The organism is Pseudomonas sp. AC242 (assembly GCF_979258655.1).
The window spans coordinates 2,455,227-2,479,144 of the sequence record NZ_OZ409873.1 but is presented as its reverse complement, the minus strand read 5'-3'; the positions used below and the strand labels follow the sequence as shown (position 1 = coordinate 2,479,144).

The window sequence follows — 23,918 nt, the reverse complement described above, 5'->3', positions numbered from 1 at the left end:
GGGCATCAATGTCTTGATTGTTGCGTGAACAATGAATCGTCCGCTGTTCGTTTCTCTGGATGGGCCCAAAGGCACCGGCAAAACCACCCTATTGGAGGCCGTTACGCAAGTACTGAGGGCGGGCAACCAGAAAGTCATCCGGCTTTGCGAGAGAAAAAGCGATCCGTTCAGGGGTGAAACCATGGCCTTGGTTAACACTCTGGCGAGAAATCCTTGCCGGGATCTGGAGTGGGCTGTGTGTCAGCGCCTTGCGGATAGCCGTCGCTGGATCTCCCAGAACGTTCTGACGAAGCAGCCGCTGGACAGCATCATCTTGATCGATCGCTGGTATCCCTCGGATGCGGCGTTTCGCCAAACCATCCCGTTTGCCGAGATTCTTCAATTGAATATGGAGCGAGATGTGCGGGTGCCAGATCTGCATGTCGGCGTCGTCACCGATCCGGATATTTCATGGGCCAGAGCTGCTAACCGATCACGAGGACTGGGCGGCACTGTGATCCAGAAGCACGCAGAGCATGTGGCGTGTACGGAAATGTTCGAGCAAGCGGTCAAGGATCACGGTTGGATGTTGTGCCGTAATGAAGGAACGGTTGAGGAGGCGACGATGCTGGTGGTTTCTCGGGTCTATGAGGTGCTTGGGTTGAACGTCGAAGTGGATGCCAGTCTTGGCGCTCAGGGTATCGCGTAGACCTTGAAGTTCAGTGGGCACGGCCTGCCAGGAAGGGGCGTCTGGTGAAATTTTCTGGGGTTGGGCAGGACGCTTGCTCAGGCGCTCTGAATAGCCTGATGACGCTTTTATAGAAACAGGATGAGCAAAACCGCGACAGCCACAAAGCCATCGCGGTTGTTCTGCGTTTTAGCGGTTAGCGTCGGCCAAGCCAGCCTCGATGAAGCGAACGGAACTCTCCATAGCCTGCTGACCTTCTGGCAGCATGGTGGCGTAGAAGTGCCAAGCGTGGAACATCGCAGGCCATACTTCCAGGTTCACGCGAACCCGGTTATCTGCCAGGTGAGTTGCGAGGCGCATTGCATCACTCAACATCAGCTCGTTTTCGCCGATCTGCACCAAGATTGGTGGAAGACCGGTGACGTCCGCGAACACAGGTGAGGCAAGAGGATGATTGGCCAATGTGTCGCCGAGGAATGCTCTGGCGAGGATGTCCAAGACAGGCTTGGAGTTCAGAGGATCCAGACCTTCACGGTTGCTCATGGAAGCGCCGGTGTGTTCAAGGTTCGCCCATGGTGAGATGGAGGAGCCAACCGCAGGCAATGGAAGCCCTTTCGATTTAGCCGCAACCATGACGCTGACAACCATCGCGCCGCCAGCCGACTCGCCAGAGAACGCAATTTTGTTAGCCGGGATTTTCTGCTCAAGCAACCATTCGTAAGCGCGCAATGTGTCGTCAATTGATGCTGGGAACTTGTGCTCAGGAGCGAGGCGGTAGTCCGGCATGTACACACGAGCACCGAGCATTTTAGAGTAGTTGCCGCCGATACCGTGGTAGCCGTCTGGACGTCCTACAATGTAGGCGCCGCCGTGGATGTACATCACGACCGCGTCGGTTTTGATCTCGTCCGGAGTAACCAGTGTGCCGGGTACGCCACCCATGTCGACTGCTTCGAATTTAACGCCAGCTGGCGCTGGATTTTGCGCGAGCATTTTTGCGTAAGAGTCGCGGATGTCGCTCATTTTTGTAGTGGTATCGATTCCCTTAAGAACGGGTACCAGATCGCTAAGGCTATTGGCCCAGGTTTGGACGGCTGCTTGGACTTTAGTGTTCATAATGACCTCAATTGATCGTTGGGAGTGGATTAGCTAATTGAGATACTATGCTTACTATTGGGGAATAGGGTTCCCCATAACAGGTGCTAAGCCGCCCGAACGTTGAGACCACCGAGGCCGTATGGAACTCCATAACCTAAATGATATTGCCGCGTTTGTGAGCTCGGTAAACGCTGGAAGCTTCACTGCGGCGGCAAAACAGCTTGGCCTTACGCGCTCTGCAGTGGGCAAGTCGATAGTCAGGCTCGAGGCTCGTTTACAGGTACGTTTACTGAATCGCACTACGCGCAGTTTAAGCATGACGGATGACGGCCAGGTTCTGTATGAGCGCTGCGTGGGCGTTCTTCAGGATCTGGACGACGTGGAGGATGCCCTTGCGTTTCGTCGTTCGACACCCAGTGGGCGACTGCGGATGAGTCTGCCGGTTGCGCTGGGCAGACTTCATGTCCTTCAGCACATTGAGTGCTGCCTTAAGGATTGGCCCTCACTGAGCGTGGATATCACCTTTTCTGACAGGCTGGTCGATCTGATCGATGAGGGATTTGATTTGGCCATGCGTATCGGGCCACCGAAGGAAGATTCTCGGTTGTTAACGCGCACTGTGGCCTACCAACAAATGATTACCTGCGCTTCCCCCAAATATTTGGCTGAGCACGCCGAGCCTAAAACGCCGGAGGATTTATCCGAGCACCAGTGCCTGCATTTCGTGAGTGGTGGGAGATTGCTTCCTTGGAATTTTCGCGTGGATGGTAGCTCTGTGTCCGTTACTCATGGTGGAAGGCTACAGATGGACAGTGCTGAGTCATTACACCAGTCAGCTGTAGCTGGCCTGGGCATCGCGACTCTTCCTTCCTACGTGGTGAACGACGATTTGAGAAGCGGCAAACTTGTTCAATTGCTCGCTGGCTATGCAGAGGCCGCAGAGCCTATTCGGGTGATCTACCCTAGCAAGCGGCACCTCTCTCCAAAAATTCGACTCTTCATCGATAAGCTCGTGGAGGCTTGGTCACCATGCCCACCATGGGAGCAGCATTCTGCGGAAGGCATTCACTCTGCCTGACCCGTGAGCGAGGCCCGCTCGTCTAGTCGATACCTAGCATATGCATCGCGTATTCATTTCACTTGAGCATCGACTTCCAGGCGTGGGCACTGCGCCCGCATTCCGTGCATTTGCCAAAGGAGCCAGTGCCTCAGAGGCTTAGTGCGCCGGTGTTTTCCACATCCTCAATAGATGCTCATGACTGCGTTTCGTAGGAACTACTGGCGCTCCTTGCTGGGGAAGTGACCATGCAGACCGCTTGACAGCGGTCAAATATCCGAATAAAAATGAAGCGCTTCATAAATATCTCTTTAGAGAATAAATACAAAAAATAGAGTCGTGAAAATATCATGGATTTTGTTGGCTTATGGCCGCAGGCTGTGAAAATGAAGCGATTCATATTTTCCGTTTTACTAGGCAAGCCTGGAGTTCATAATGGTCACTGCATCATTAGCTTTCGCTCGGTCAACCACGCCGGCTGCCCTCTTATCTAAAGTCACCGACCGCCCCGGCACGGGGGCACAGGCTTCGCCACACAAATCTCCTAAAACCACCCGCATACATGAGTCCGAAATTTTCGGTCAGCCAGTGCGGCATTGGACGCGTGTGAGCATCACCGCGCCTTGTTTCTGTTTTTTCAGCGCGGGGAGTTTGACATGACGAATCTTCGACATTCAGGACGCACAGTTCTCATTACCGGGGCAGGAGGGGGCATTGGTGCCTCAATTGCCCGGCTGTACTGCGAGGAGGGCGCGCGGGTTGCTTTGGTAGATTTCGACGAACAGTCAGTTTCCGAGCTTTCACGGCAACTCAGTGCTGCCGGACATTGGGTGGCTTGGGCTAAAGCTGACGTATCAGATTTCGCTCAATGCAGTCGAGCCTGTCTTGAGCTTGGTGAGCAGCTCGGCCCGATCGACACCTTGATTAACAATGCAGGTATTTCCCCCAAACACGAGGGCGCACCAGCGCCGATTTGGGAAATGGATCCTCAGGAATGGGATCGCGTCGTTGGCATCAACCTGACAGGCTCATTCAACTTGGTCAGAGCTCTCGCACCAGCGATGGTCGAACGCCGTTTTGGAAGAATAGTGAATATGTCTTCCGTTGCCGGCAGCGCTTACCTCCCTATCGTCGCGGCGCATTACAGCGCCACGAAAGCAGCAGTTATCGGTTTTACCCGTCACCTGGCAGGTGAGCTCGGGCCTTATGGCATTACGGCAAACGCACTGGCTCCGGGACGCATCGAAACGCCGCTTCTAAAAACCGTTTCTGCGCAAGCGAACCAGGCAGTCGTTGATGAGACTCCGTTGGGCCGTCTTGGAACGTCACTTGAGGTAGCTAAAGCAGCATGCTTTTTGACTTCAAACGACAGTGACTTCATCACGGGCCAAGTTTTGGATGTGGCGGGTGGCTGGTTGATGCGCTGATCCATCCGGGCTCGTATTCAGCGTAACGATTTATCTCACAGTTTTTCAGCAGCGGGTGGTGGCATGGTTCGAACAATGGGTTTTCCTGGCCGATACGAGCAAGGGCCAGGCGCGCTAAAGCAGCTTGGCAGAATCCTTTCCGATATGGGGCAATCGCGCCCATTGGTCTTGTGCGACGAGTTCGTCTCGAGGCATCTGTGGCCTGAGGTAGGGAATGCATTGTCAGAGCATGGCTTCGAGGCGAACAGTATCGTTTTTCCTGGTGAATGCACTAAAGCTGCAATTGCGTCTCTCTGTGAGCGATCAGCAGATTACAGGCCAGACACCATCATCGCTTTGGGCGGGGGTAAGACAATTGACACGGCTAAAGGGATGGCTGCTCAGCTTAACGTCCCCATTGTCGTATGCCCGACCATTGCTTCCAGCGACGCCCCAACCAGCCGTTTGATTGTGCTTTACGACGAAGCGCACAAGGTCGTTGGTGTCGAGTACCTGAACATGAACCCCTCTGCAGTAGTCGTGGACACCGAAGTGATTGTCCGTGCGCCTGCAAGGTTTTTCGCCGCAGGCATCGGCGACGCCATCAGTAAAAAGTTTGAGGCGCAACAATGTCAGTCTGCCGGAGGCAATAACTCATTTGGTACTCCAGCGTTGAACACGGCATTGCTGCTAACAGAGGCTGTGTTTAAGACGCTTATGACCTACGGGTACAGCGCTTACCAAGCAGTAGGCCGGCACGAGGTTAATGATGATGTCGAGCGGGTTGTTGAAGGAACCGTCCTTATCAGTGGCGTTGGGTTTGAGAGTGGCGGCTTGTCGTTAGCCCATGCGCTTGTGCGAGGTCTTACGTCAATTCCTGCGATTACTTCCATGCTGCATGGTGAGCTTGTCGCATTCGGGACGCTGGTGCAGATGTCCGTCGAAGAGCGCCCAGACTCAGAGATCCTAGGGGTCGCTCAGCTTCTGAATGATGTGAATCTTCCCGTCACCCTCGACGGCCTTGGCCAGACGTCTGCGTTTACCTCTGAGGAATTGGACATTGTCGTCCAGGCAACACTGGGTGCGGTGTACGCGAAAAATATGGCGCCAGCCCTTACGGCTGAGCGAATCATCCGAGGACTCGCTCGTGCCGACGAGCTGGGACAACGATTGGAACGTTTCAACTAACCGCTAAATGCAGCACAGCTAATCCAAGAATAAAAGAGGCTCAGAAAATGACAGACAAGACCGTTCCGCATATTCATGACTTGCTCAAAGACTCCCCTAAGAATTGGGGTAAGTGGGGCCCGGATGATGAGGTAGGCTCACTCAACTACCTTACAGATATCGAAGTGCTCCAAGGGGTCAAAGAGGTCAAGCAAGGCAAGACATTTACTTTGCAGGTGCGGATGGCAGATCCTGCTGGTGACCCGGTCTGGCCTGGTCGCTCCCAGTCAAAACGCATGAATATCATGGATCGTGGTCACTACAACTGTGGCAAAGGCCCACATTTTCCGGGCTCTTACGAGTTCGCCGACGACGTGATGTTTTTTCATCTTCAAGGGTCAACTCAGTACGACGCCCTTGGGCATGTCTGGTACGACGATCAGATCTGGAATGGCTACAGCGCCGATACCACTATCGGTTCGCTGGCCAAGGCGAGCGTTGCTCCATTGGGTGAAAAAGGCATCGTTGGCCGAGGCATTCTGATCGACATCGCGCGCCACCGTGGTAAAGACGTGCTGGATGCAGGTGAAACGTTCAACCATGAGGATTTAATGGCTGCGGCCCGGGCTCAAGGCGTCTCTATCAACAAGCGCGACATTCTCATCATCCGCACTGGATGGATTGGCTCGTTTTATAAACGCGACCCGGAAGAGTTCTACAAAGACTTTATCGAGCCAGGCCTGACCTACAGCCCTGAGCTGGTGAAGTGGTTTCAGGAGATGGAAATTCCGAACATCGTCACCGACACCATTGCTAACGAAGTCACCGTCGACCCCGTGTCAGGAGTTGCGTTGCCGTTGCACAACGCACTCATGAGGAACTTGGGCATCACTCTCACTGAGATCGCTCAGCTTGATCCTCTCGCTGAGGACTGCGCTGAGGACGGTCAGTGGACGTTTCTCTATACCGCAGCCCCTCTAAAGGTCGTTGGCGGAACCGGAGCTCCTGTGAATCCGATCGTCATTAAATAAGTGTTTTTGCCTGGGGGCAGCAGAAACGCTGCTCTCAGGTTTTTCCCTCCAATTAACGGCTCCCGAACGGCAGGCTGTTGGCTTATCATCCTCTGCGCAAATCGAGGGCGTTCTTCTGATCGTCCTGTCTCCGCGCTACGATCGAGGATGCTGAATCTCCAATGAAAAAAATCGAGAAACCGAAGCTCAAGGATGTGGCTGAATTGGCGGGCGTCTCGATGGGGAGTGCTTCAAGAGCATTGGCTGTCCCGCACTTAGTGAAACCTGCCACGCTGGCCAAAGTACAAGCAGCTGTTCAAGAGCTCGGGTACGTGCGCGACGGGGCCGCGCGTGCTTTGGCATCCAGGCGCACGCACAGCATCGGAGCCGTTTTTCCTACTTTTAACAACCCTGCGTTCGCTGAAGCTGTCCAGGCCCTCCAGTTAAGGCTAACGGAGCTTGGGTATCATCTAATCATTTCTTCCCATGAATACGACCAGGCGCAAGAACTGGTAAACGTAAGGAACATGATTGAGCGGGGCGTCGAAGGCCTACTGTTAGTGGGTACTGAACATAGTCCTGAAATTTATGAAGCACTAACTGCCGCCCAATGCCCATTCATTCTCATGTGGTCGCTAGATGGTGCTCACGACCATCACTGCGTGGGATTCAGCAATGAGGAGGGTGGTCGATTGATTGCCAAGCACTTGCTTAGCCTTGGTCATCAAAGTATCGCGATGATCAGTGGAGTTGTTTCTAACAACGAACGGGCAAAATACCGTCTGAAAGGAATCACCGCTCAGCTACTCGAGTCAGGGATAGAGCTTTCAAGTGAACGGATTATTGAGCAGCCATTCACGATTGAGGGAGGGCGCGCCGGGCTGCGGATTGCTATGGAGCTTAACCCCAAGCCTACGGCCATTGTCTGCAGCACTGACCTCACCTGTATCGGAGCGTTGGCGGAAGCGCGCTCCAATGGGATCGACGTCCCCAAAGAACTATCAGTCAGCGGGTTCGATGATATCGAGTTCGCGGCTGCCTACGTGCCAGCCCTGACGACCGTCAGGGTGCCGACTTCGAAAATTGGTATCAGCAGCGCCAACAACATCGTTGCGCTAATCGAGGGGCGCCCACTTGCACGCCGCGAGCGCATACAAATCGAACTCGTCGTCCGAGATAGTACGGCGCCACGGCCCTAGAGCGTTTCCAGAAAGGCACTAAACTCTTGGTGCTTCATTGGCATTGAACCAGCCTGGGCGGTACTCGCTCCAGGTCAGTTGCCAGAAGCCCTCATGCTTGCGACGAAGCCGCATTCGGTAATGCGCGCCATAGAGAGGCGTGCCATCTTGCGTGTGTGAGTTTCCAGGAATGACTCTGCCGACAATCATTTCCGCTACACCCTTTTCCTCGTCGGCCTTGATCTCCAGCACGTCCGCGAAATGCTGCATCCACGGCCAGGGCCTGCGAAACTCTTTGAAGGAGCCGATGATCGCGTGGCGCCCTTCAATAAGGCCCATCGGTTGGAAATCACCAGCGGCGTCGTTGGCAAAGCAATGGGCAAGTAGCTGCATGTCAGCCTGATCCAGCGCCCATGAGTAACGAGCGTAGGTTTCAGCAATACACTCCTCGCTGGGTACCGAAGGCGTTGAGCTTGGGAAAGCAAGCCATGGCGAATTCAGCTCGCTAACGATGGTGGGGGCTGGATCGCCAATCCTCCATCCATCGTCACCTGGTGGAAGCTGCCAGTGAGTGGCAAGCGAGTAGTCCCCGGTTACCCAATTCAAGGCAATCAGCACGCTGTCGAGGCGCCAAGTGCCTGCTGTCTTTTTCAGAGAGCCTGTGACAGTCATACCAAATCCGAGCGTGGCCGACTTTGTGGCTTTGCTGATATGGCCATAGGCGTAGAAACTGAAATTGGCGTCGGTTTCTCCACCACCCACATAGTGATTGGTTGCCTTCACTGAAAAGCCATCAGCCTTGGCACGGTCTTGCTGGAAAGCTCTGACGATCTTGCGTCCACCCTCATGAGCGGACATGTGGCTTGTCACCAACTGGCAATTGTCAGTGAACATGTCCCCAGCAGATTCCCAATTACCGCTCTCCCAGGCTTCCAGAAAGGTGGCTATAACGCCCTTAATTTCGGTGCGATCAGTTGAGCCGGTCACTGGGTCACCTGCGAGGCAGGTTGGCCTATGGGGAAGTGTGGCAGGACATACTCAGCCATCTCCTCCAAGACATCAGCGGCTGGTCGCTGCAGAGGTTTGATATTCAGTGCGACGTGTGAAACACCTTCATCCTGTTGCCGTTTCCAGAGCTCCACGAGAGCATTACGCCCGATCCTTATTCCGTTGTAGCCGCGTTCCAGCGGTGTGCTCGGATCCTTCGCCAGATCGAAAAACGTCGCGTAGCCGTATGGTTTTACATTGCCGGTCTGGCTGGCAGAACGGAACTCGCGGATGAGGCCGGGCAAACGATTGAAGTCGCTCAGATGCCAAATCCAGGCATCGGCATTATTGGCTATCCACTCAAGCGTCTGACGGGCCCGGCCCACGACAATCATGGGGAGTCGAGGGCCCACGGGCTTGGGTACCATGTCTAGCAAGCCTTCCAGCTGGCCGAAAAGTTTGGTTGAGACGCTTGGGAAGCTGGTTTCAGTGACTGTCTTAATCAGCTCGAAGCCTTCCCGGTATCGTTCTTCTCTCGCTTCGAAATCAATCCCGAATGCTGGATATTCAATCGGGCGATCTCCGCTGGATAGCCCTAGCAAGAAACGACCGCCGGTTAGCTGGTCGACCGAAACGGACTGCTTAGCGACGATCAGTGGTTCACGTAACGGAAGAACGATGCCCGTTGTGCCCAAGGCAATGTTTTTGGTAACAGCAGCCAGATATCCCAGATATACAAACGGGTCGATCATTTGACCAGTATCACCAAAGCTCGGGTCATAGAAGGGCACATCTCTCATCCACAGACTTGCGAATCCAGCCTCGTCCGCGATGCGAGCAAGGCGTTGATGATCCTGCAGCGTGGGAAACGGTGAATTCGGATAGCCCTCCAAGGGCATGATGTATCCGAAGGTGAGGCCTTCGGGCTGGAACACTCGCGAATAGGCCGGGTGAGCTGCAAGTTCGGGACTGAGCTCAAGGGAAGGGCTGAGAGAAGTCATTGCTAAACCTCATTATTTCAAGCCGATTACTACTGTGTAAGCGGCTTTCAGATGAACAGGTCTGCATGGTAGTGAAGGTATTGGGGAAAATGTGTCCCCTCTGATGGGGCGCGATCCACTGGTGGCCGCTATCCACACAATGAAAAATCTGCTGGGTCAATCGCTTGAACTCGTCCGCAGTAGGCGTCTTAGATGAGTCGCGGCCTTCAACGGGATGAGTCTTACGCGCTGTGACGAGTGGTCACAGATGGTGTGAATTTCTGAGTATTCTCCTGTGCGAGAGCATCACCTACTCTCACTCAGCGATTGAAATCCTGGCTCGCTCGCCAGTCACACGTTGAGAGAAATTATAATGAATACGCCCGTTAAACCTGATGAACTTGCCATTCCTTATGCTTTGCCGCAGGTGCCTTTCATGTCTCCAGACATGGTGCATCCAGGCGTTATGACCACTTGGCTCGAAGACGATAATCTCTGGGTGCCTGTCACCAAGTCAGTATCTTTCAAACCACTGCTGCTGAGCGTTAGCGGTGGGTACTACATCAACTTGCTCCGAGTGCGGCAGAGCGGGGTTTTGTCACGTCACCGCCACTCAGGTGCAGTGCATGCGATCGTGTTGAAGGGGCGTTGGTACTACCTCGAACACGATTGGGTTGCTGATGAAGGCTCCTTTGCATTCGAGCCGCCAGGGGAGACTCACACTCTGTTCGTCCCTGAAGATGTCGAAGAAATGATTACTTGGTTCCACGTTCAGGGTGGCTACACTTACGTCGACCCACAGGGTGTCGCGGTTGGCTATGAAGACGTTTTCACCAAGCTGGAAGCTGCCCGCAGCCATTACAAAAATTTGGGCTTGCCGGACGATTATATCGAGCAGTTCATTCGCTGATTTTGGTACAAAAAAGAACGCGCTACGGCGCGTTTTTTTGTGTAGATAAACAGGTAGATTCAGTCGCGTAAGGAGCGTACCGAAATGGATCAATACTCCCAAATGCTAGCCTTCATCTGGTCAACAGAGTGCGGAAGTTTTTCTGCTGCCGCCAGGGCGCATGAGATGACTCCGTCGGCCATCAGTAAATTGATAGCGCGGCTAGAGGATCGGCTTCGAGTTCGACTGTTCCAGAGGGGTTCCCGAGTCCTCACTCTGACGGAGGAGGGGGCTGCTTATTTGCGAAGTGCGAAAGCTGTGGTTGAGGCGATGAGTGAAGCTGACTCTCTGGCAGAAGGGCTTCCTTCAAGGGTAAGTGGCACGCTACGCATCCACACGATGACCTCTTTTGCGAAGCAGCAGATCGTGCCTTGGTTGCCGGAATTCCTCGACGCTTATCCCGGTCTTGATGTCGAGATTCAGTTAGGCGCTCAGTTCGTTGACCAGTTCGAGCAGGGATTGGACATAGCCATCCATAGCGGGATTCTTCCGAGCTCTTCCAGAATCGCAAAGAAGATAGGCGAATGTGAATGGTTGCTGTGTGCTTCACCTGACTACTTGGAAAAGTATGGAAAACCGCAACAGCCACAAGACCTGATGAATCATCGATGCTTTAACTTCAGTTTTGCCAGCCCTTGGAACAAATGGGCCTTTATCCAGGACGGTCTGGGTGTGACGACCCCTGTGAAGCCCCGAGGATCGTTTACCCAAGGCGAACTGCTGAGGGACATGGCCAAATCAGGTGCGGGTATAGTCCGCCTTGCGGATTTCCACATTGGAAAAGACATTCAGGATGGATCGCTGGTGCTCCTGCTTGACGAGTACAAAGCGGAGATCTTAGAGCCTATTTACCTGCTCTACTCGGATAGAAAACATCTAAGCCCCCGCATCCGAGTTTTCATCGAGTTTTTCCAAAAAAAATGGATAGCACATCCATGGAAGGTCGTGAGAGGACTACCCGAAGCGACTTGATAGCCACTACGGCCTCGCGCTTACTTTCACTTTCCTTCCGCGCAAGCGTGCAACTTTGGCTCCTGCACAAGAGAGCCAATACTCCACCTCTCTGTAATTTTACCTCCTGCTCTGTGCCCAACAGAGCTCCCAAAAACTTGAGACCTATTTCCCAGTAATTACTTAGCCAGATGCTTCGCTGGCGCCTCTCTCATTTTGTGCCACTGACCTGTTCCTGGCGGTCACAGCAGGTGTGCTTTGCCAGCTATATTCAGCCCTGAAATTGAGCCATAACCTCTGTCCATGGTGAGCGGTACGACAAGTGCTGGATCACCTCGGATGTTGAGGCGTATGTGTGCAAAACACCGATCCTCAGCCGGAGAATAAAAATAAATACCCGGAGATATCCCCATGGGATTTGCTCAAGACAAAATCGAAGCATTACCTGCGGTCAATCGTGTGCCAAAAGGTGCAGGTGCAGCCTCCTGGGGTGCGATGGCTCTTTTGTGGCTCGTGTATGCCATGGATGCCAACTCCCGCCAGATGTTCTTTATGGTATTGCCCTCCATCACCAGCGAGTTCAAGACAAGCGCTGAGCTGACTGGACTGCTTGCCGCGTTCATCACGATCGCTACATCTTTGATAGCCGTGCCTTGCATGATTTGGGCTGATAAAGGCGGTCAGGGATGGATGCGAAAATACCGTCACCTGCCAATCGTTATTGCTTACACGCTATTCACCTTTCTGACCGGCCTCAATTTCTTGACTGGCTCGCTTGGAGTGCTTGTCGCGCTGCAAGTGATGTCTCACGCATTTGGTGGTGCTGGCGAAGCCATCGAAGTCACCTCCTTGTCTGAGTGGTGGTCGAAGGAGCGCCGTGGTTTCGCCTTAGGACTTCATCACACCGGATACCCTTGGGGCACATTGATCGGTGGCTTGGCGATCAGTGCTCTACTCCACGCTTACGGCCCGGAAAATTGGCGCTTGGCATTCCTGCTGTTCCCTGTACCGATGATCATCATCTTTTCGGTCTACTGGTGGTTCAGTACGAAGAAGCGTTACGAGTCCTTTGTTGAACACGCTCAAGCCGTGGGTGAGACCCCTCCATCAATGGAAGCGGTACAGGGTGTGGTGGAGGTGCCCAAAGGCGCGTTCAAGTCTGCAATGAAAAATCCGAACATCTCCGCTATCGCTCTTATCTCGATGTTCGCAATCGTTGGCTACTTCGGCATCAGCTTCTGGCTACCTCAGTACCTGGCCTTTGTTGCCCATTACAACTTCGCAGAGGCAGCTGCTTACTCGGTGCTCTTCACGATCACCGGTGGTATCGGCCAGATCGTTTGGGGATGGATTTCAGACCGTGCAGGCCGAAAACTTTGCCTAGTGCTTGTTTTCGCGTGGCTTGCGGTGGGCATGTACCTCTTCAAATACTCATCCGTCAGCCTGACTTGGCTTATCGCGATTCAGTTGTTTGCTGGATTCGCAATGAACGCGCCCTACACGTTGCTGTATGCCATTGCGTTTGACTCTGCGAAGCAAGGCACGACTGGCCTGGCGGGCTCAATCGTCAACGTCGGTATTTACGCCGGTGGCTTTGGGCCATTCGTGATCGGGATGTTCATCGGCGCAGGTGGTGGCTTTGAGCAGGCTGCGGGCTACAACTACGCGCTCTACTTTATCTCCGGCCTCATGGTACTGGCGGCCATCATCACCATTTTCTTCACCCGTGAAACTACCGGCTGGTTCCTTAAATACGACAAGGCGCTGGTATCGAAGTCCTCTTGCAACATGGGTTTGTAACGAACCGATCGTACCTGCACTTACAAGAAAATCCCCTTGGGGATAGCTAAAGCTAGGAGAAAGTCATGACCCTTATTAATGATGCCAAATGGTTGAGCCAATTCGCCGACGAGTTAAACGGTGATGCTGATTGGACTGCCGCTGCTCGCTATTTCGATGGACGCATTCAATTCAAGCACAGCACAGGCTTCTCAACGCTTGCGGTTCTCGCCGGTAAGGTCGTTGCGGTTTACCCGGAAGGAAGCCCCTTGGGTGCGGATATCATCGTGTCTGGCGCTGATGATGAGTGGCAGCGCGTTCTTGACGGAAAGATCGACTGGTTTGAAGCGTTGTCCCCAGGGTTGGGCAAACTTGAGCTTGAGGGCAACGTAGTCGCCGCATGGCAGTACGTTGATGTGATGGCCCGCGCGTTTGACGCAATGAAGCGTGTAGGGAAAGCTAATAATAACCCACCAGTCTCTTACTCTCCCGGGCCTAAGCCGTCGGGGAAAGAGACGGTAGGACGGTACATTACCGTTGATGGAATTCGCGTTTATTACGAAGAATCAGGGGAGGGACGTCCACTCGTTTGCTTCCACGCGGCATCACAAGATTCTCTGATGTACAGGCACGTACTGGACGGCCTCTCAGATGAGTTCCGCGTCATTGCAATTGACGCCCCCGGGCACAGCAAATCAGAGCTGCCCGAATCAGGCCCATTCCACAGCCTCACTCGCCACGCGGAGTTCAACGAGCACCTTATGGAGGCCTTGGGACTTGAGAAACCCGCCATCATGGGATGCTCGATGGGTGGCAATCTGGTGCTGGAATTGGGGGCACGTCGGCCCGATGCGTACAGCGCGATCATTTCAGCTGAAGGGGCAGATTTTACCCCGACGGTTTCCGAGTTCTTCCTCGATATGTTGCACATGAATGGGCCAGAGATCATCGGTGCCTGGTCTCGTTCGATGACGGGCAATCGCACTCCACCAGATCGTGCGAGGGAGGTGGTGTGGCAGATCTCGCGCACCACGCCGCAGGTGATGAAAGGTGACCTCACAGGCTATGCGAACTTTGATCAGAGGCAACAAGTTGGAAAGATCAACGCGCCTGTTTTACTTCTGCGCGGTGACGCGGATTGGTTGGTGTACCAAGAGAAGGTTGAGGAGACAGCATCTCGCATTCCCGGCAGTAAGATCGCCGTGCTCGCAGGTACTGGCCACTATCCAATGACTGAGAACCCATTGGAGTTCTGTGACACGGTACGTGCGTTCCTTCGTGAAGCGGGTCACGGCCACGCAGGCTGAAAGATCTGATTGAGGAGCCCGCTCGTCAGGCGGGCTTTTCTGCGTTTATTTAACGCGAAGGTTCAATCCCGAAAAAAACCTTTTCTGTTCCCGCACAAAAACCTGAAGCGCGCCGACCCACTGAGGCTCAGGCCGTTGCGGGAGCTATCTCGACCCTCGAATCCCTTCCATAGCCGGTCGTCAGACAATCAGAATTATTTTCTTGTGATCTGTGATCACACTGGATAGCATCTGTCTCAGAGCGAACAACTGAGCGTCAGCATTGTTCACCAACCGCTCAGACGATTACTCCTAAACATAAATACAAAATTTGGAGAACATCATGCGAAGTACAACTCCATCTGCGACCGAGCGTGGCCCCATTGCAATCGTTGGCGCGGGCCTGATTGGGAGAGCTTGGGCGATTGTTTTTGCTCGAGCAGGACATCCGGTGCGTTTACACGACATGGATCTGCAGACAATGCAGAACAGCCATGCCTACATCGAAGCGAGACTTAACGAGCTCGCAGAATTTGATCTTCTCAATGACGCCCCCCTCACCGTGCTGGCACGCATTACTTGCGTTCCCGACTTGGCTGATGCGCTACGTGATGTGGTGCTCGTACAGGAAAACGTTCGGGAAACGGTGGAGGCGAAAATCGACATTTTCAGTCGAATGGATGTGTTGGCGCCCAAGGATGCGATTCTTGCCAGTTCAACTTCATGGTTACCGGCCTCCGTGTTCACTAAAGATCTACCAGGTCGGGGGCGCTGCGTAGTTGCACACCCTACCAACCCGCCTTACTTAGTTCCTCTTGTGGAGTTATGCCCTGCGCCGTGGACAGAATCTGAAGTGATGATTCGAGCGCATGAGATCTACACCGCAGCAGGGCAGAGCCCTGTCGTTCTATCCCGAGAGATCCACGGCTTCTTGTTGAACCGAGTCCAAGCCGCAGTCCTCAACGAATGCTTCAAATTGCATGAGGAAGGCTTTGCCAGCTCGGAGGATATTGATCGGGTGCTCAAAGATGGACTCGCCCTCCGCTGGTCGTTTATGGGCCCCTTCGAAACCATCGATCTCAACGCCCCTGCCGGCGTATCTGACTATGCCAAACGCTACGGTCAGCAAAATCGCGAAACGATCAATTCCGAAAATGCTTTCGACTGGTCGGAATCAGCAGTCGCCCGAGTACATGACGAGCGCCGCCAAAAACTTGAACTTGAAGGCATTGCATTGCGATCCGCTTGGCGTGACCGCCGCCTTATGGCTCTCGCTGCGCACAAGCGTCAAGCACCAAATTCCTGACGGCATCACCTCATCCTGAACACCAAAATAAAAGTAACCAGGAGGTCACCATGGCTCGTAAAGTCATCATCACTTGCGCGGTCACCGGCGCAATTCATACACCTTCCATGTCCCGTTACCTGCCGGTAACACCAGGTCAAATTGCCGAAGCGGCGATTGGTGCCGCTGAGGCTGGCGCCTCAATTGTTCACCTACATGCTCGTAACCCAATTGATGGCAGCCCCTCTCAGGATCCGGAACTGTTTAAGCAGTTTCTGCCGGCTATCAAAGAGGCTAGCGATGTGGTGATCAACCTGACTACAGGTGGCGCACCGACAATGTCGCTTGAAGATCGCCTTCGTCCAGCACATCAGTTCAAACCGGAAGTGGCCTCACTGAACATGGGCACGATGAACATGGGACTTTACCCAATGCTCAATCGGTTTAAGGAGTTCAAACACGCCTGGGAGGAACCATACCTCGCCGGCAGCCATGACCGCATTTTCAAAAATACATTTACCGACATAGCCCACATCCTAGAGTCATGCAGTGAGAACGGGACCCGTTTTGAAATCGAATGCTATGACATTGGGCATCTCTACACCGCTGCGCATTTCATTGATCGCGGCCTCATCAAACCTCCATTTTTGATCCAATCGGTTTTCGGCATTTTGGGCGGAATCGGCGGTCACCCGGAGGATGTCCTGCATATGCGTCGCACAGCTGATCGTCTCTTCGGAGATGACTATCAGTGGTCGGTTCTTCCAGCAGGAAAGCAGCAGATGAGCATTGGTGCTCAATCAGCCACGCTTGGAGGACACGTGCGTGTGGGTCTTGAAGACTCGCTTTGGGACGGGCCGGGCCAATTGGCAAAAAGCAACGCCGATCAAGTCTCGCGTATGCGCAAAATTCTCGAAGGGCTTTCACTTGAAGTGGCGACACCTGCTGACGCGAGGGAAATCCTGAAGCTCAAAGGTGGCGATAACGTCAATTTCTAAGCGCCGGCACTCACCCCCCCATAAAGTCTATCTAGAGGATATTTTGATAATTAAAGGGCGTGGCACAACACCCGCGCCTTGGCAACTTATCCTCATGAGGAGAAAATGAACCATGTTAGCTACGACCCATACAAAAACACAAAAGGGACAGTCGCTGAACGCTTTAATGTTTCGCAAACTAATGCCGATGTTAATTTTTGCTTACGTTATAAGCTTTCTAGACAGAACTAACATTTCACTTGCCAAAACACACATGGCAGTAGACTTGGGTATTTCCGCTGCCGCATACGGTTTTGGTGCAGGGCTCTTCTTCCTTACCTATGCACTCATGGAGGTACCCAGTAACCTGATCATGCACCGGGTAGGTGCCCGGCTCTGGATCACCAGGATCATGATCACCTGGGGTTTGTTGTCTGCCGGTATGGCCTTCATTACCGATGAGACTACGTTTTACATTGCCCGCGCGCTACTGGGCGCAGCTGAAGCCGGATTATTCCCAGGTGTAATGCTCTATTTAACCTATTGGTTTGGTCGTGAGCAAAGGGCACGAGCCAGTGGCTATTTTCTAATCGGGGTCTGTCTCGCGAATATCATCAGCGGGCCGGTTGGCGGGCTGCTGTTAGAGATGGATGGAATCTGGGGTTGGCACGGCTGGCAGTGGCTGTTCTTCTTGGAGGGAATTCCAGCTGTTCTATTTTCCGTCGTGATTTGGCGAAAGCTTCCGGACGGCCCATCTACGGCAAGTTGGCTATCAAAGGAACAAGTCACTGAAGTAGAGCAAGTTCTGAAGAAAGAACATGATGAAGAAATCGCCTCCGGCAATGTAGGTCATTCTTTTAAGGGCGTCCTTAAGATCCCTCAAATTTGGCTTGCGATCACGGTGTATTTCCTCCACCAAGTTAGTGTGTATTCGGTAATTTTCTTCTTGCCGGGCATCATTGGCACGTATGGAGGCTTGTCATCGTTACAAATAGGATTGTTAAACTCAATCCCATGGATAGCAGCGGCACTCGGCGCAGCGCTTCTTCCAAAGTATGCAACTACTCCGAAAATCTCACGCAAAATAATGTTCGGTGGACTGCTCCTGATGTCGGCTGGATTGACTCTTGCGGCCTATACCACTCCACTGATAGCTCTAATAGGATTCACTCTTACGGCATCGATGTTTTTCGTTGTTCAGCCTGTGATATTCCTCTTTGCCAGTTCAAGACTGGCGGGAGCGGGTATGGCGGCGGGTCTGGCGTTAGTGAATACCTTTGGTATTACTGGTGGTTTCTTCGGCCCTTCACTTCTGGGCTTCGTTGAGCAAACTACCGGGAGCACAAAGAATGGACTCATTATTGTAGCGGCTCTTTTAACGCTCGCGGCATTCCTGAGTTTGAAACTACGTCAGGCACAAGAAATGATTACTACAAAAACGCGGGACAACATTGTATTGCCCCAGGCTGCGCCGTGTATTACTGATAATGCGAGGACAAAATGAAGAGTACATCCCTGGCACTTAAACTACATCCCGACGACAATGTTGCAATCGCACGCGCTTCGATACCTCAAGGAACCGTGGTTACGGAGTTCGGTAATATCGTGGTGCTCGCCGATGTGCCCGCAGCGCACAAGATTGCCCTTGCACACGTAAACCCAGGTGATCCTGTTCTGCGTTATGGCCAGATTATTGGCTTTGCTACTAAACCCATTGAGCCAGGCGATTACGTGCATACGCACAATCTGGAGATGGCGACGTTCGAGCGAGACTACGCGTTCGGCGAGGATGCCAAAGTCGCGTCGCCTGCGGCCTCTCCTGTGACATTCCAAGGTTTCGTCCGCGCTGACGGGCGAGTAGCAACTCGAAACTACATTGGTGTAGTGAGCACTGTGAACTGCTCCTCCACTGTTACCAAAATGGTGGTTGAACACTTCTCGCGAAACGGTGTGCTGGATGCTTACCCAAACGTGGACGGTGTGGTGCCGATCACCCACAGCTTCGGTTGTTGCATAGAGCACAATGGCGAGGGGGTGAACCAACTGCGGCGCACGCTAGGCGGTTTCATCAAGCACGCCAACTTCGCTGGCGTGGTGGTCATCGGGCTTGGCTGTGAAGCCAATCAGATGGGCGCTCTGTTCATGGCCCAGGGCATCGAGACCGGCAAGCTTATCGCTCCCGTGGTCATCCAAGACGTTGGCGGAACCCGCAACGCAGCGGATGCCGCCATTGCCGCCGTGGAATCGATGCTGCCGGTTGCCAACGAGTGCCGACGCGAGCCGGTCTCGGCGCGGCACCTGACCGTGGCGCTCCAGTGCGGCGGTTCAGACGGATACTCGGGCATCACGGCCAACCCCGCCCTCGGTGTGGCTGTCGATATGCTCGTAGCGCAAGGTGGAACTGCCATCCTTAGCGAAACGCCGGAGATCTACGGCGCTGAACACCTGCTGACTCGTCGCGCTGCAACCCGTGAAGTCGGCCAGGGTATCGTCGACCTTATCAAATGGTGGGAAAGCTACGCAGACCGCGAAAAAGGCAGTATTGATAACAACCCCACGCCTGGTAACAAGGCCGGCGGCCTGACGACCATTCTCGAAAAGTCTCTAGGCGCAGTTGCCAAAAGTGGCTCCTCAGCACTCATGGGCGTTTATCGTTACGCCGAGCCCATTACAGTCCGAGGCTTGGTGTTCATGGATGCGCCTGGCTACGACCCGATGGGAGCCACTGGCCAAATCGCCAGCGGCGCAAACCTCGTTGCGTTCACCACCGGACGCGGCTCGTGCTTTGGCGCTAAACCTGCTCCTTCGATCAAGCTTGCGACGAATACCAAAATGTACACTCGCATGAAGGATGATATGGACATCAACTGCGGGGATGTCATGGATGGCGATGCCACCCTTGAATCGAAGGGTAAAGAGATTTTCGACATGCTCATACGAGTGGCTTCGGGAGAAAAATCTAAAAGCGAGGCATTAGGCGTCGGCAATGAAGAAACAGTGCCTTGGATGATCGGCGCTCAAATGTAACAAGCAAAAAAAGAGGCGCCCTGATACCAGGCGCCTCTTTTTAAAACATGTTGGTGGAATTAATCAGCGTCGACAGGCTTGTGCGCATCGGCAACGATCAGCGCCCCTGTATTCACGATAAACTCGGCAGCACTTTTGATGTCATCTTGCAGTGCTTCACATGCTGCAACGGAGTCACCCTTCTTTAAAGCATCAACCATCGCTGCGTGATGACTGGCTTGCACTCGCTGAACCACACGCTCAGTGCCAGATCGTAGATCATAGTTGATGATAGGCCCTATTCTCAGCCACAGGGACTCAACTATCTGGAGCAGGATGGGCATGTCCGCTTGATTATAAATTGCAAAATGCAATTCTTTGTTCAGCGTAATCAGCCGTGACTCATCGGGAGCGCCTTTTGCAAACTCTGCGCAAAATGCCTCGTGTATCTTTTCAATCTCAGCCAGCGCCTGCGAATCAACAAGCTCCGCAGCACGAGCCGCAGCTTGCCCCTCAAGATTCAACCGGATACTGGTGATTTCCCGGAACTGGCTGACCGTCAGCACAGGAACACGAATATATCGATTTGCCGCCATCTCCAGCGCTTGCTCAGCGACCAACCTGTGAACCGCTTCTCGCACTGGCATGACGCTAACACCAAGAGCGTCCGCTATAGACCTGAGCGAGAGCTTTTCCCCAGGCATAACGCGTCCGCTTATCAGCAGATCACGCAGCTGGGCATAAACGTCCGCACTGAGAGTCTGGCGGATCATGGGCGTTACGAGTGTGGATAGGTTCATGGCGAGAATTATAGGCAGGTTCGATCAGGCGGCATAGCAAAATGAGACATCTGTAATCACGGATGTGCCGGTATCAAAAGTGACGGAATTGGGGAGAAACGAGTTCTCTAGCACAGGCATAACAAGCGTCTCGCTACCAAGGTCGGTGGCGAGACGTGTAGGTCTGACTAATCAAAGATACTCGACATTGCCGTCGATGCTGATTGCTTGTCCTGTCACATTGTTAGCAGCAGGAGAGCATAGAAATAAGGCCATTGCTGCCACGTCTTCGGGTGGAGTCATCCGGCGCAATGATATTTTCTTCAATGTTTGTTGGCGCATCTCCGGCTCTGAAATGCCTAACTGTTTGGCGCGATCACTGATGACGCGATCCTGGCGCGGGCCCTCGACGATGCCTGGCAGCAGTGCGTTGACTCGAATGTCTTTTTCGCCCAACTCGGCTGCCAATGACTTCATAAGACCAACGATGGCCCACTTGGTCGCGGCGTATGGCGTCCGCCAGGCATAGCCTAAGCGCCCCGCGACCGATGAAATATGAATGATGTGTGCGTGTTCTGACTTCGTCAGGAGGGGGACAGCATGATGAGCGAAGCGATACTGCGCATTAAGGTTGATTTCTACAGTCTGGCCCCATTCGGCATCGGTAATCTTGTCGATTCCGCCCGTTGGCCCTGCGATGCCTGCATTGTTGATCAGTACATCGAGCCCATCCACCCACTCCTGTTGTATCTCGAAGACTCGCTTAATTTGAGCAGAGTCGGAGACGTCAGCCAATGTGGCCAAAGCCTCTGGATAGCGCTCACGAAATTGTGCGATCGCCTGCTCACTTACATCGCATACATGGACTCTTGCCCCAATTTCGAGATATGCAGCCGCGATCGATTCGCCAATGCCTGCTGCCCCACCGGAAATCAAAACTCTCAATCCGGTATAGGGTGTCAGCCGCTTCATCACGTTCATAGCTAATGCGTCCTGTCTTGTTTTTGTTCATGAGTTCTTTCGTGGCTACGGCGTGCGTAGACAAGAAAACCTCATTAAGTGATATGTGATCACAGTTTGTTTGTCAAGACAGGTTTGCCGCAGATTTGCAGGTGATTACCGGAGAGGGTGCAGACTCCTACTCCGGCTCAGCATTGCTACCTACGGCCCGATTAATCTGCGAGTGGCAGCCGGCGGCGACTGCGCTTACCGCAGCACTTCATCATTATCGGATCTGGGCCATGGTCGGGTAATCCGTGTAACCGCGCTCCTCACCCTGATAGAAGGTGGTCGGGTCAGCGTCATTCAGTGCGACACCCTGTTCGAATCGCTCTACCAGATCCGGGTTGGCCAAAAAGGCTGTGCCAAAGGACACCAGATCAGCATTTCCTTCTCTGAGCGACGTTTCTGCGCGTTCCGCGTCATAGCCGCCATTGGCAATGTAGGTGCCTGCGAAATGACGCTTTAGTTCTTTGAAGTCGAATGCACCCGCACCGATTTCTACTACGTGAATGTAGGCTAGCCCGTAGCGACTGAGCATTTTCGCTGCATAGTTGAATGTCGCTCGTGGATCGCTGTCGCTCATGGAGAAGTAATTAAAGATTGGCGACAGGCGAACACCCACGCGGCTAGCCCCGAATACCTCGATGACCGACTCCACAACCTCCTTAAGAAACCGAGCGCGATTTTCTGCAGAGCCGCCGTATGAATCGGTTCGGGTGTTGGTGCCATCGCGCAGGAACTGATCGATCAAGTAGCCGTTCGCGCCATGTATTTCCACACCGTCAAAACCTGCACGCTTCGCGTTTTCAGCACCTTGGCGAAAATCCGCAATCACACCAGGAATTTCATCCAGACTCAGAGCCCGTGGCGACTCGTAAGGCTTCAGTCCTTCAGGCGTGTAGATCTCGCCATCAGCCTTGATCGCTGAGGGGGCTACCGGCAGCTGATTATCGAGCTGTACTAGGGAGTGTGACAGGCGCCCAACGTGCCAGAGCTGGAGAAATATCCGTCCGCCCTCTGCATGCACGGCGTCGGTCACGTGTTTCCAGCCGGCGCTTTGCTCGCTGGTGAAGATGCCCGGTGTTCTCATGTAGCCTTTGCCTTGAGCCGAGACCTGGGAACCCTCAGTAATGATGAGGCCGGCGCTTGCACGTTGACGGTAATACTCGACTACTGTGGAAGTTGGAACATCGCCTTGGCCAGCCCGGCTTCGCGTCAGAGGCGCCATCACCATATGATTTTTCAAGGGTAGGTTGGCGATTTGAGCGGGGGACAAAAGAAGGTTGAGATTGCTCGCTGTCATGACGTGCCTCAGTATGATTTGGGGTGTTGGATAGTTATCGTCGAGATGATTTTCACGCCGGCTTGAGCGGCGCTAGTTGAGCCGTCCTTGTTGCCGCAGCCGTGTGCCAATCCTCTGTATTTCCGTTTCACCCTGCGCCAGAGCTGCCTTGCTCGTGTGAACCGAGTAGTGACCCGTTACCAGGTCGTACGGATGCTTTACCGCCGAGCCCATCACGAAAGAGCAATCGCCTTTCGCGATGAAGTTGATGCGGTGCTCTGACTCTTCGAACACGGCTAATTCGCCTGCATTGATCAACCCACCTGCGTCCAGACTCCCAGAACTCACAGCGAGCCAAGCAATGTTGTGACCGGATGGAGGGGTGTAATGCCAGTGCTCACCGTCTTTTAAACTCACGGCGAGATAGTTCATTTCACTCGGCACTTCAATCAGGCTTTGGGCTGCCCCGTAACGTCCCAATAGCAAACGCGCGGGGCCCACTTGAGGAACTTGCGACGGCGCAAGGTAGACACTCATCGCGGGTGCGTTTTCAAGAGATGGTGGCAATGCCACCCAAAGCTGGAATCCCTGGATTGCGGACTTGCTGGCTAGCGTAGCGTCGTGCCACACCCCATTGCCGGCCTGCATCCACTCAACACCACCGGCAAGCAGTAAACCGGTCGCCCCTGTGGTGTCCTCATAAGAAACATCCCCTTTTGTCATGAAGGTAACCGTTGCGATTCCTGAGTGCGGATGCATGCCGAAACTCGACTTACCACCACTGGCGTTCAGGCTGAAAATGTCCAGGAAAATAAACGGCTTCAACATCTCGCCTAGATCACCTGGACTCATAAGCCTCGTTATGGGGCCGTGTGTGGTTCCTTCAGTACGATGGACAATGGCGCGTGGTCGAACTACTACGGTGGTGGTCATATGTTTTCTCTTTGTTCTCCATTGCCGACAGACGATGTCGTCGAGCGGAGTTCCGGCTGCCTGGACTGGATGTGGATGAACTCAGTGATGCCGAAAGTCTGGGCGGTGAGCCCGTAGGAGATTCCGGCAACTGAAGGTC

21 protein-coding genes are annotated in these 23,918 nt (G+C 53.6%); 14 read left to right on the top strand and 7 right to left on the bottom strand.

The annotated features are described in order from the left end of the window. Positions 1-31 precede the first annotated feature (31 nt). On the top strand, positions 32-688 hold the full coding sequence (locus ACZZ0A_RS11220) for a dTMP kinase (protein WP_007913190.1): 657 nt from the start codon (positions 32-34) through the stop codon (positions 686-688). Between the two features lie 168 nt (positions 689-856). Here the strand turns inward: ACZZ0A_RS11220 and ACZZ0A_RS11215 are convergent, their stop codons facing one another. After that, positions 857-1,783 carry an alpha/beta hydrolase gene (locus ACZZ0A_RS11215; protein ID WP_007913189.1) on the bottom strand — a complete coding sequence of 309 codons (927 nt, stop codon included), beginning with the start codon at positions 1,781-1,783 and terminating at the stop codon, positions 857-859. 121 nt (positions 1,784-1,904) lie between these two features. Here ACZZ0A_RS11215 and ACZZ0A_RS11210 point away from each other — a divergent pair, with 121 nt between their 5' ends. The 5 genes from ACZZ0A_RS11210 (at position 1,905) to ACZZ0A_RS11190 (ending at position 7,604) form a co-directional block, all read left to right on the top strand. Continuing rightward, positions 1,905-2,843: a LysR family transcriptional regulator gene (locus ACZZ0A_RS11210; protein ID WP_463543060.1), complete on the top strand. Its 939-nt coding sequence runs from the start codon at positions 1,905-1,907 to the stop codon at positions 2,841-2,843. Between the two features lie 635 nt (positions 2,844-3,478). Next, positions 3,479-4,249 (top strand): SDR family oxidoreductase, encoded by a 771-nt coding sequence (locus ACZZ0A_RS11205; protein ID WP_123375241.1) that lies wholly within the window; start codon positions 3,479-3,481, stop codon positions 4,247-4,249. A 63-nt stretch (positions 4,250-4,312) separates the two neighbouring features. Beyond that, positions 4,313-5,416, top strand: a complete 1,104-nt coding sequence (locus ACZZ0A_RS11200) for a glycerol dehydrogenase (RefSeq protein ID WP_463543059.1) — start codon at positions 4,313-4,315, stop codon at positions 5,414-5,416. A gap of 47 nt (positions 5,417-5,463) precedes the next feature. Continuing rightward, positions 5,464-6,426: a cyclase family protein gene (locus ACZZ0A_RS11195; RefSeq protein ID WP_007913184.1), complete on the top strand. Its 963-nt coding sequence runs from the start codon at positions 5,464-5,466 to the stop codon at positions 6,424-6,426. Positions 6,427-6,587: 161 nt separating this feature from the next. Further along, positions 6,588-7,604 (top strand): LacI family DNA-binding transcriptional regulator, encoded by a 1,017-nt coding sequence (locus tag ACZZ0A_RS11190; RefSeq protein WP_007913182.1) that lies wholly within the window; start codon positions 6,588-6,590, stop codon positions 7,602-7,604. A gap of 18 nt (positions 7,605-7,622) precedes the next feature. Here ACZZ0A_RS11190 and ACZZ0A_RS11185 read toward each other — a convergent pair whose 3' ends face one another. Further along, a complete protein-coding gene (locus ACZZ0A_RS11185) occupies positions 7,623-8,570 on the bottom strand; it encodes a nuclear transport factor 2 family protein (RefSeq protein ID WP_463543058.1) in 948 nt (315 codons plus the stop codon). Continuing rightward, positions 8,567-9,571 carry an LLM class oxidoreductase gene (locus ACZZ0A_RS11180; RefSeq protein WP_123375239.1) on the bottom strand — a complete coding sequence of 335 codons (1,005 nt, stop codon included), beginning with the start codon at positions 9,569-9,571 and terminating at the stop codon, positions 8,567-8,569. Before ACZZ0A_RS11180 ends, ACZZ0A_RS11185 begins: the two co-directional genes overlap by 4 nt. 352 nt (positions 9,572-9,923) lie before the next feature. Here ACZZ0A_RS11180 and ACZZ0A_RS11175 point away from each other — a divergent pair, with 352 nt between their 5' ends. The 8 genes from ACZZ0A_RS11175 (at position 9,924) to ACZZ0A_RS11140 (ending at position 19,804) form a co-directional block, all read left to right on the top strand. Further along, positions 9,924-10,460, top strand: a complete 537-nt coding sequence (locus ACZZ0A_RS11175) for a 2,4'-dihydroxyacetophenone dioxygenase family protein (protein ID WP_007913179.1) — start codon at positions 9,924-9,926, stop codon at positions 10,458-10,460. Positions 10,461-10,544: 84 nt separating this feature from the next. Further along, a complete protein-coding gene (locus ACZZ0A_RS11170) occupies positions 10,545-11,471 on the top strand; it encodes a LysR family transcriptional regulator (RefSeq protein ID WP_463543057.1) in 927 nt (308 codons plus the stop codon). Positions 11,472-11,861: 390 nt separating this feature from the next. Further along, positions 11,862-13,250: an MFS transporter gene (locus tag ACZZ0A_RS11165; RefSeq protein WP_007913177.1), complete on the top strand. Its 1,389-nt coding sequence runs from the start codon at positions 11,862-11,864 to the stop codon at positions 13,248-13,250. A 65-nt stretch (positions 13,251-13,315) separates the two neighbouring features. Beyond that, entirely contained in the window at positions 13,316-14,536 is a 1,221-nt protein-coding gene (locus ACZZ0A_RS11160) for an alpha/beta fold hydrolase (RefSeq protein ID WP_463543056.1), read from the top strand. A gap of 322 nt (positions 14,537-14,858) precedes the next feature. Next, positions 14,859-15,821 (top strand): 3-hydroxyacyl-CoA dehydrogenase, encoded by a 963-nt coding sequence (locus ACZZ0A_RS11155; RefSeq protein WP_463543055.1) that lies wholly within the window; start codon positions 14,859-14,861, stop codon positions 15,819-15,821. A 50-nt stretch (positions 15,822-15,871) separates the two neighbouring features. Next, a complete protein-coding gene (gene kce, locus ACZZ0A_RS11150; protein WP_007913166.1) occupies positions 15,872-16,798 on the top strand; it encodes a 3,5-dioxohexanoate:acetyl-CoA acetone transferase in 927 nt (308 codons plus the stop codon). Between the two features lie 112 nt (positions 16,799-16,910). Next, entirely contained in the window at positions 16,911-18,281 is a 1,371-nt protein-coding gene (locus tag ACZZ0A_RS11145; RefSeq protein WP_463543054.1) for an MFS transporter, read from the top strand. Continuing rightward, complete coding sequence (locus ACZZ0A_RS11140; protein ID WP_090404149.1) at positions 18,278-19,804, top strand: UxaA family hydrolase; 1,527 nt, start codon at positions 18,278-18,280, stop codon at positions 19,802-19,804. The genes ACZZ0A_RS11145 and ACZZ0A_RS11140 overlap by 4 nt, the downstream gene beginning before the upstream one ends. A gap of 59 nt (positions 19,805-19,863) precedes the next feature. Here the strand turns inward: ACZZ0A_RS11140 and ACZZ0A_RS11135 are convergent, their stop codons facing one another. The 4 genes from ACZZ0A_RS11135 to ACZZ0A_RS11120 form a co-directional block, all read right to left on the bottom strand. Continuing rightward, positions 19,864-20,556 (bottom strand): GntR family transcriptional regulator, encoded by a 693-nt coding sequence (locus tag ACZZ0A_RS11135; protein WP_238539550.1) that lies wholly within the window; start codon positions 20,554-20,556, stop codon positions 19,864-19,866. Positions 20,557-20,754: 198 nt separating this feature from the next. Then, a complete protein-coding gene (locus ACZZ0A_RS11130) occupies positions 20,755-21,543 on the bottom strand; it encodes an SDR family oxidoreductase (RefSeq protein WP_007913158.1) in 789 nt (262 codons plus the stop codon). Between the two features lie 244 nt (positions 21,544-21,787). After that, positions 21,788-22,867, bottom strand: coding sequence for an alkene reductase (locus ACZZ0A_RS11125; protein WP_463543053.1), 1,080 nt, complete (start codon positions 22,865-22,867; stop codon positions 21,788-21,790). A 72-nt stretch (positions 22,868-22,939) separates the two neighbouring features. Continuing rightward, on the bottom strand, positions 22,940-23,779 hold the full coding sequence (locus ACZZ0A_RS11120) for a pirin family protein (protein ID WP_123375233.1): 840 nt from the start codon (positions 23,777-23,779) through the stop codon (positions 22,940-22,942). Positions 23,780-23,918: the final 139 nt, after the last annotated feature.

Coding starts and splice junctions, on each gene's coding strand:
- ACZZ0A_RS11130 (WP_007913158.1), bottom strand. CDS start 21,543: ATGAACGTGATGAAGCGGCTGACACCCTATACCGGATTGAGAGTTTTG.
- ACZZ0A_RS11195 (WP_007913184.1), top strand. CDS start 5,464: ATGACAGACAAGACCGTTCCGCATATTCATGACTTGCTCAAAGACTCC.
- ACZZ0A_RS11175 (WP_007913179.1), top strand. CDS start 9,924: ATGAATACGCCCGTTAAACCTGATGAACTTGCCATTCCTTATGCTTTG.
- kce (WP_007913166.1), top strand. CDS start 15,872: ATGGCTCGTAAAGTCATCATCACTTGCGCGGTCACCGGCGCAATTCAT.
- ACZZ0A_RS11135 (WP_238539550.1), bottom strand. CDS start 20,556: ATGATCCGCCAGACTCTCAGTGCGGACGTTTATGCCCAGCTGCGTGAT.
- ACZZ0A_RS11120 (WP_123375233.1), bottom strand. CDS start 23,779: ATGACCACCACCGTAGTAGTTCGACCACGCGCCATTGTCCATCGTACT.
- ACZZ0A_RS11155 (WP_463543055.1), top strand. CDS start 14,859: ATGCGAAGTACAACTCCATCTGCGACCGAGCGTGGCCCCATTGCAATC.
- ACZZ0A_RS11165 (WP_007913177.1), top strand. CDS start 11,862: ATGGGATTTGCTCAAGACAAAATCGAAGCATTACCTGCGGTCAATCGT.
- ACZZ0A_RS11215 (WP_007913189.1), bottom strand. CDS start 1,783: ATGAACACTAAAGTCCAAGCAGCCGTCCAAACCTGGGCCAATAGCCTT.
- ACZZ0A_RS11170 (WP_463543057.1), top strand. CDS start 10,545: ATGGATCAATACTCCCAAATGCTAGCCTTCATCTGGTCAACAGAGTGC.
- ACZZ0A_RS11205 (WP_123375241.1), top strand. CDS start 3,479: ATGACGAATCTTCGACATTCAGGACGCACAGTTCTCATTACCGGGGCA.
- ACZZ0A_RS11160 (WP_463543056.1), top strand. CDS start 13,316: ATGACCCTTATTAATGATGCCAAATGGTTGAGCCAATTCGCCGACGAG.
- ACZZ0A_RS11220 (WP_007913190.1), top strand. CDS start 32: ATGAATCGTCCGCTGTTCGTTTCTCTGGATGGGCCCAAAGGCACCGGC.
- ACZZ0A_RS11190 (WP_007913182.1), top strand. CDS start 6,588: ATGAAAAAAATCGAGAAACCGAAGCTCAAGGATGTGGCTGAATTGGCG.
- ACZZ0A_RS11210 (WP_463543060.1), top strand. CDS start 1,905: ATGGAACTCCATAACCTAAATGATATTGCCGCGTTTGTGAGCTCGGTA.
- ACZZ0A_RS11125 (WP_463543053.1), bottom strand. CDS start 22,867: ATGACAGCGAGCAATCTCAACCTTCTTTTGTCCCCCGCTCAAATCGCC.
- ACZZ0A_RS11140 (WP_090404149.1), top strand. CDS start 18,278: ATGAAGAGTACATCCCTGGCACTTAAACTACATCCCGACGACAATGTT.
- ACZZ0A_RS11145 (WP_463543054.1), top strand. CDS start 16,911: ATGTTAGCTACGACCCATACAAAAACACAAAAGGGACAGTCGCTGAAC.
- ACZZ0A_RS11200 (WP_463543059.1), top strand. CDS start 4,313: ATGGTTCGAACAATGGGTTTTCCTGGCCGATACGAGCAAGGGCCAGGC.
- ACZZ0A_RS11180 (WP_123375239.1), bottom strand. CDS start 9,571: ATGACTTCTCTCAGCCCTTCCCTTGAGCTCAGTCCCGAACTTGCAGCT.